The 5,907-nt window shown below is 42.2% G+C and carries 5 protein-coding genes and 1 rRNA gene; 5 read left to right on the top strand and 1 reads right to left on the bottom strand.

Annotated elements, in window-relative coordinates:
- Positions 1-10: 10 nt before the first annotated feature.
- Both rrf and HP456_RS18755 read left to right on the top strand, forming a co-directional pair.
- Positions 11-127, top strand: a 5S ribosomal RNA gene (gene rrf / locus HP456_RS18760).
- A gap of 528 nt (positions 128-655) precedes the next feature.
- A complete protein-coding gene (locus HP456_RS18755) occupies positions 656-1,138 on the top strand; it encodes a glutathione peroxidase (RefSeq protein WP_172253904.1) in 483 nt (160 codons plus the stop codon).
- A gap of 36 nt (positions 1,139-1,174) precedes the next feature.
- Here the strand turns inward: HP456_RS18755 and HP456_RS18750 are convergent, their stop codons facing one another.
- Positions 1,175-2,110 carry a YaaC family protein gene (locus tag HP456_RS18750; RefSeq protein WP_172253902.1) on the bottom strand — a complete coding sequence of 312 codons (936 nt, stop codon included), beginning with the start codon at positions 2,108-2,110 and terminating at the stop codon, positions 1,175-1,177.
- Positions 2,111-2,224: 114 nt separating this feature from the next.
- On the opposite strand from HP456_RS18750, the gene guaB reads away from it, so the two are divergent.
- The 3 genes from guaB to HP456_RS18735 form a co-directional block, all read left to right on the top strand.
- Positions 2,225-3,691: an IMP dehydrogenase gene (guaB, locus tag HP456_RS18745; RefSeq protein WP_172253900.1), complete on the top strand. Its 1,467-nt coding sequence runs from the start codon at positions 2,225-2,227 to the stop codon at positions 3,689-3,691.
- A gap of 224 nt (positions 3,692-3,915) precedes the next feature.
- Positions 3,916-5,220, top strand: a complete 1,305-nt coding sequence (locus HP456_RS18740) for a D-alanyl-D-alanine carboxypeptidase family protein (RefSeq protein WP_172253906.1) — start codon at positions 3,916-3,918, stop codon at positions 5,218-5,220.
- A gap of 239 nt (positions 5,221-5,459) precedes the next feature.
- A partial coding sequence (locus HP456_RS18735; protein WP_512698777.1) for a beta/alpha barrel domain-containing protein occupies positions 5,460-5,907 on the top strand: 448 nt, incomplete at its 3' end.

Here is a 5,907-nt window from a genome sequence, read left to right as displayed (position 1 = left end):
TAAATATTCGTCTGGTGACTATGGCGAAGAGGTCACACCCGTTCCCATGCCGAACACGGAAGTTAAGCTCTTCAGCGCCGATGGTAGTTGGGGGCTCTCCCCCTGTGAGAGTAGGACGCCGCCAGGCAAATAGGAAAGAGTAGCTCTTGGGAGTTACTCTTTTTTGTAGTGGCCGGATTTGATTATAAGTCTGCTCCTCTGTATTTGACCGCATCGATTTTCATGAATATATCCTTTTTCATTATTTAAGCCCGTTTTTTTGTCCTTTTTTATTCAAAATCTTATAAAGACATGAATGAATGGTCAAAATTCCTCTAAAATGCCTTCGCTTCACTCCACATTCAATCATCGCTCGATTGCAGCAGCTATCCACTTATTATCGAAAACGATGATTTTATTATCACCATTCGAAAGTTAATATCGAAACCAGAATTTCAATTTTTGCATCCATCTTGAATTTTGCAAAACATCACCCTTATTGTCATAATGGACAATTTATTTTTGAATAAGTTCTCAGACTGAAATAAGACAGGACTTTGCACGGAGGCGTTGAAGAATGACTACCAGAGCGTATATGGTCAACAAGCGCTCAAAATTGCTATCATCCATCACCTGAAGTATCATTTACATAACAAGCAGTTCAAGGAGGGATAGTGTGTCTTCAATCTATGATTTTAAAGTGGCAAAATCGAATGGGGAAGAGACGACTTTGGCCGATTACAAGGATCAGGTATTGCTCATTGTGAATACAGCAAGTAAATGCGGGTTTACTCCGCAATTTGAGGAGCTGCAGGGACTGTATGAGGATTATCGGGAAAAAGGACTGGCAGTACTGGGGTTCCCGAGTGATCAGTTCATGAATCAGGAATTTGATGATCAGGAAGAAATCATAGAGTTTTGTCAGGTGAATTATGGAGTGTCGTTTCCTATGTTTAAGAAAACAGATGTGAAAGGAAAAGATGCTCATCCCTTATTTAAGTTTTTGACGAAGGAAAAGAAGGGATTGCTGCTTTCCGATATCAAGTGGAATTTCACTAAGTTTCTTGTGGACAGGAACGGCGAAGTATATGAACGGTATTCGCCGCAGACGAGCCCTCGGAAAATTGAAAGTGATATTCAAAAGTTATTGGAAAGTTGATTGAAAGAGGAGGGAGTGCGATCCTCCCTCTTTTCATTACATTTTTTGTTTGAGGATGTCCAGTAAGAGATAGGGCGCTTTTTGAGTCGTGACTTTCAGAAAGGACCTTATGATTGGATAATCTTCGTTTGTGCGATTTTTTAATAGTTCGACCCACCATTCTGTTTCATATCTGGCGATCATGCTCAGGTTGTACAGAATGGCATAGTGGATGAGTACCTCAGGTATAGTTCCTGCTTCGTTGCGTGTGCTGGGCAGAGCCATCCGGTCTTTGTCCATATGCCATCTGAAAGGCAGCTGTTCCCTTGCGGATGAAACAGAGAGCTTATCTTCTGCCTCCCTTAGGATATCTCCACTGATTTTTTCTTTAATATATTGTTTAAATAAATCCTTTGACATATGAAACCTGTTGAGTAACTCTTCATCCAAGGCCAATTCATTTCGTGAATTGAACCATACCATCGTATGTTTGTTAAGTAAGAGTGTAAAAGCCTCTTCCAATTCTGGCAGTTGAACAAGTAAGTCCTCCATCTTCAATTTTTCACCAATAATATGTTTCGCGTGGAACACCTGAGTCGAGAAATGTGAAAATAATCCATTCTTTTGAACCTTCACTTCGTCCTGCAGAAAATGATAGTGCTGCTTTTTTCTTTTTCTTGAAGTTACCCCGTGAGCGAGAACCTGGGTTGTTTCAGGATATAGCGGATCCTCGGTTAAAACGATCGCTTTAATAAAATGGATGTATCCGTAAAATAATAAAATTGGCTGAAGTGATATAGGAGAATTCAGCGCTTGTTTATAATAAAGCTCCCCTTGTTCCAGGTAGTACATGAATGAATAGCAGTTGTCATAGCTCTTCGTATCGGCTTCATGGAAACCGAGTTTTTGATAACATTTTTTTAGAAACTTCTGGGAGTATTCTGCAGACTGGAAGTAGTTTATGAAGTCCCAATGTTGATGTTTGCTTTCCAATTCTTCACCCCTCTAACTATTCTGAAAAATTAAACTAATTCATATGTTCTTGACAGTATTTTAACCAATTGATAACCTACTAATAATATTTTGGGACTAGGGAGGCCGAAAAATATGTGGGAATCGAAATTTGCTAAAGAAGGTTTAACGTTTGATGATGTTTTACTAGTACCTGCAAAATCCGAGGTATTACCAAAAGATGTAAATATATCAGTCGAGCTGACAGACTCCATCAAGCTTAATGTGCCAGTCATCAGTGCTGGAATGGATACTGTAACAGAGGCTGAAATGGCTATTTCAATGGCACGGCAAGGTGGACTCGGGATCATTCACAAAAATATGAGTATCGAACAGCAGGCCGAGCAGGTTGATAAAGTAAAGCGTTCCGAAAGCGGAGTTATTTCTGATCCATTCTTCTTGACTCCTGAGCATCAAGTATTTGCTGCTGAGCACTTGATGGGCAAATATAGAATCTCCGGTGTTCCGATTGTGAACAACGAAGAGGAGCAAAAATTGGTCGGGATCCTAACGAACCGAGACCTTCGTTTCATTCAGGATTTCTCGATTCAGATTTCAGATGTCATGACGAAGGAAAACCTGGTGACTGCTCCAGTTGGCACTACCCTAGATGAAGCGGAAAAAATCCTACAGCAGCATAAGATTGAAAAGCTGCCGCTTATCGATCAAGCAGGAGTATTAAAAGGTTTAATCACGATCAAGGATATTGAAAAAGTAATTGAATTCCCAAACTCTGCGAAAGACACACAAGGACGTTTATTGGCAGGAGCAGCAGTCGGGATTTCAAAGGATACACTTACACGCGTTGAGCATCTTGTGAAAGCGAGCGTTGATGCAATCGTCATCGACACTGCTCATGGGCATTCAGCCGGAGTATTGTCTGTTGTGCGTGAAATTCGAGCAGCTTATCCAACGTTGAACATTGTCGCAGGAAATGTGGCGACAGCAGAAGCGACAAGAGAGTTGATCGAAGCAGGAGCGGACGTTGTGAAAGTGGGAATTGGTCCCGGTTCAATCTGTACGACGCGCGTGGTTGCAGGGGTGGGTGTACCTCAGATTACAGCAGTATATGATTGTGCAACTGAAGCAAGAAAACACGGCAAATCCATTATTGCCGATGGCGGGATTAAGTTCTCTGGAGACATCGTGAAGGCACTTGCGTCAGGCGGACATGCAGTTATGCTCGGGAGCCTGCTTGCAGGTACATCCGAAAGCCCGGGTGAAACAGAAATCTTCCAAGGACGGCGTTTTAAAGTTTACCGGGGGATGGGCTCCTTGAGCTCCATGGAAAAAGGGTCAAAGGACCGCTACTTCCAGGAAGAAGCGAAGAAGTTTGTTCCAGAAGGCATCGAAGGCCGTATCCCATACAAAGGCCCGCTGGCTGATACATTGTATCAACTGATCGGGGGACTCCGTTCTGGAATGGGTTATTGCGGTACGAAGGACCTTTATGAATTGAGGGAACATGCCCAGTTCATCCGCATGACAGGAGCAGGTCTCCGTGAAAGTCATCCCCATGATGTTCAAATCACGAAAGAAGCTCCAAACTATTCATTATCATAATACAAGGAGAGGGCCGGTACACACCGGCTCTTTTTTTTATGGGGAAATAGGTTGGGTGAAGGGGCCGTTAATCCCCTTTTCCATCCCAAAACTAGGAATATTCTCTGTCTATTCTTACCTTTCGAACTATGATAAAATAACGAAGGTGTACATAAAAACTTGGAGGGCTAAAAGTGAAAAGAAGTTGGGTTCAAAAATCTTTTATATGTTTCTTGGTATTTTTGATGGCAATGAGCATGGTGCAAAAACCGGCAAGTGCTCAGGCAGATTTAGATGTTAACGCAAATGCTGCGATTTTAGTAGAAGCAAGTACTGGTAAAATTTTATATGAAAAAAATTCCGAGACTGCTCTTGGAATTGCGAGCATGACGAAAATGATGACGGAATACCTTCTGCTTGATGCGATTAAAGAAGGTAAAGTGAAATGGGATCAGAAATACACAGTTCCTACAAACGTATCAAAAATGTCCCATAACAATGGATTAAGTAATGTGCCGTTAAGAGAAGAAGGTACATATGTTGTAAAGGACCTCTATGAAGCGATGGCGATTGAATCTGCAAATGCCGCAACGATGGCAATCGCAGAGATCGTTGGGGGATCGGAAGCTAATTTTGTGAAAATGATGAACAAGAAGGCTGAAGAGCTTGGCTTGGAAAGTTATAAATTTGTGAACTCATCCGGTCTGAACAATAAAGATCTGGCGCCTTATGTGGATCAAGTAACAGGTGGACCGGAGGAAGAAAACGTCATGTCGGCGAAGGACACTGCTACCCTGGCATACCGTTTATTAAAAGACTTCCCGGAGGTGTTGGAAACATCCAGCATCGACAAGAAATTGTTTGCTGAAGGTACGGAAGATGAATTCAAAATGGATAACTGGAATTACATGCTTCCAGGATTAATCCGTGCATACGAGGGTATGGATGGGCTTAAAACGGGTACAACAGACTTTGCAGGCGCTTGTTTCACCGGTACGGCTAAAAGAGGGGATATGAGATTCATCACTGTTGTGATGGATGTTCAGGTAGACCCCGGTCAGAATTCTTATGACGCCCGCTTCGATGAAACAAGAAAAATGATGGATTATGCTTTTAACAACTACACCATGGAAGAAGTTCTTCCTGCCGATTACAAAATCAAAGGTCAAAAAACACTTCCAGTAGTGAAAGGGAAAGAAAAAGAAGTTGGCATCAAGACAGATTCTGCCCTGAATATGATTGTGAAAAACGGTGAAGAAGATAAGTACAAGCCTGCATTTGTGGTGGATAAGAAAAAGCTTAATGAAGATGGGAAACTGACTGCCCCTTTCAAAGAAGGAGAAAAGGTTGGACAGGTTATCCTTGAATCAAAAGAAAAGAACGACTTGGGCTACCTGACAGATAAAGGAGCAAATGCTGCAAAAGCATCTGTCGTCACAGTTGAAGGCGTTGAAAAAGCAAACTGGCTCGTTTTATCGATGAGAGCTATAGGTGGATTCTTCGGAGATATCTGGGGATCTGTCACGTCAACAGTCAAAGGCTGGTTTTAATTTAATGGAATAACTCCAGGTCAACGCAGGACTTGGAGTTATTTTCATATATGAATGGGCATGAGGGAGATGGGGATACTTCCATTAAATATATATACCCTATAAGTAAACCACCTCCGTTTTTCATCTTGACATAACACCGCTTTTATTGTTTATTTAGCAGTAGGGCAATATCATCATTCCGATTGTTTTAGTCACATTTTAGACGGGCATAGGATAAATATAAGGGGGATACATAAATGAATACTGGTACAGATCGTGTTAAAAGAGGTATGGCTGAAATGCAAAAGGGCGGCGTCATCATGGATGTTGTCAATGCAGAACAGGCTAAGATTGCTGAAGCTGCAGGAGCAGTTGCGGTAATGGCTTTAGAACGAGTTCCAGCTGACATCCGTGCTGCTGGCGGAGTAGCGAGAATGGCAGACCCTCGCATTGTTGAAGAAGTAATGGGAGCAGTAACGATCCCGGTTATGGCGAAAGCCCGTATTGGTCATATCGTTGAAGCAAAAGTACTTGAATCAATGGGTGTCGACTACCTTGATGAAAGTGAAGTATTAACGCCTGCTGATGAAGAGTACCATTTAAATAAAAGAGATTTCACTGTGCCATTTGTATGCGGATGCCGTGATCTGGGCGAAGCAGCCCGCCGAATCGGTGAAGGTGCATCAATGCTTCGTACAAAAGGGG

This window comes from Bacillus haikouensis, from assembly GCF_013179555.1.
Lineage (GTDB): Bacteria > Bacillota > Bacilli > Bacillales > Bacillaceae_B > Rossellomorea > Rossellomorea haikouensis_A.
The sequence above is the reverse complement of the archived record's forward strand: the minus strand, read 5'-3'. Positions and strand labels throughout refer to the sequence as shown.

Excerpts from the sequence above, each read along its gene's own strand:
- guaB (WP_172253900.1), top strand. The coding sequence starts at position 2,225 with ATGTGGGAATCGAAATTTGCTAAAGAAGGTTTAACGTTTGATGATGTT.
- HP456_RS18740 (WP_172253906.1), top strand. The coding sequence starts at position 3,916 with ATGGCAATGAGCATGGTGCAAAAACCGGCAAGTGCTCAGGCAGATTTA.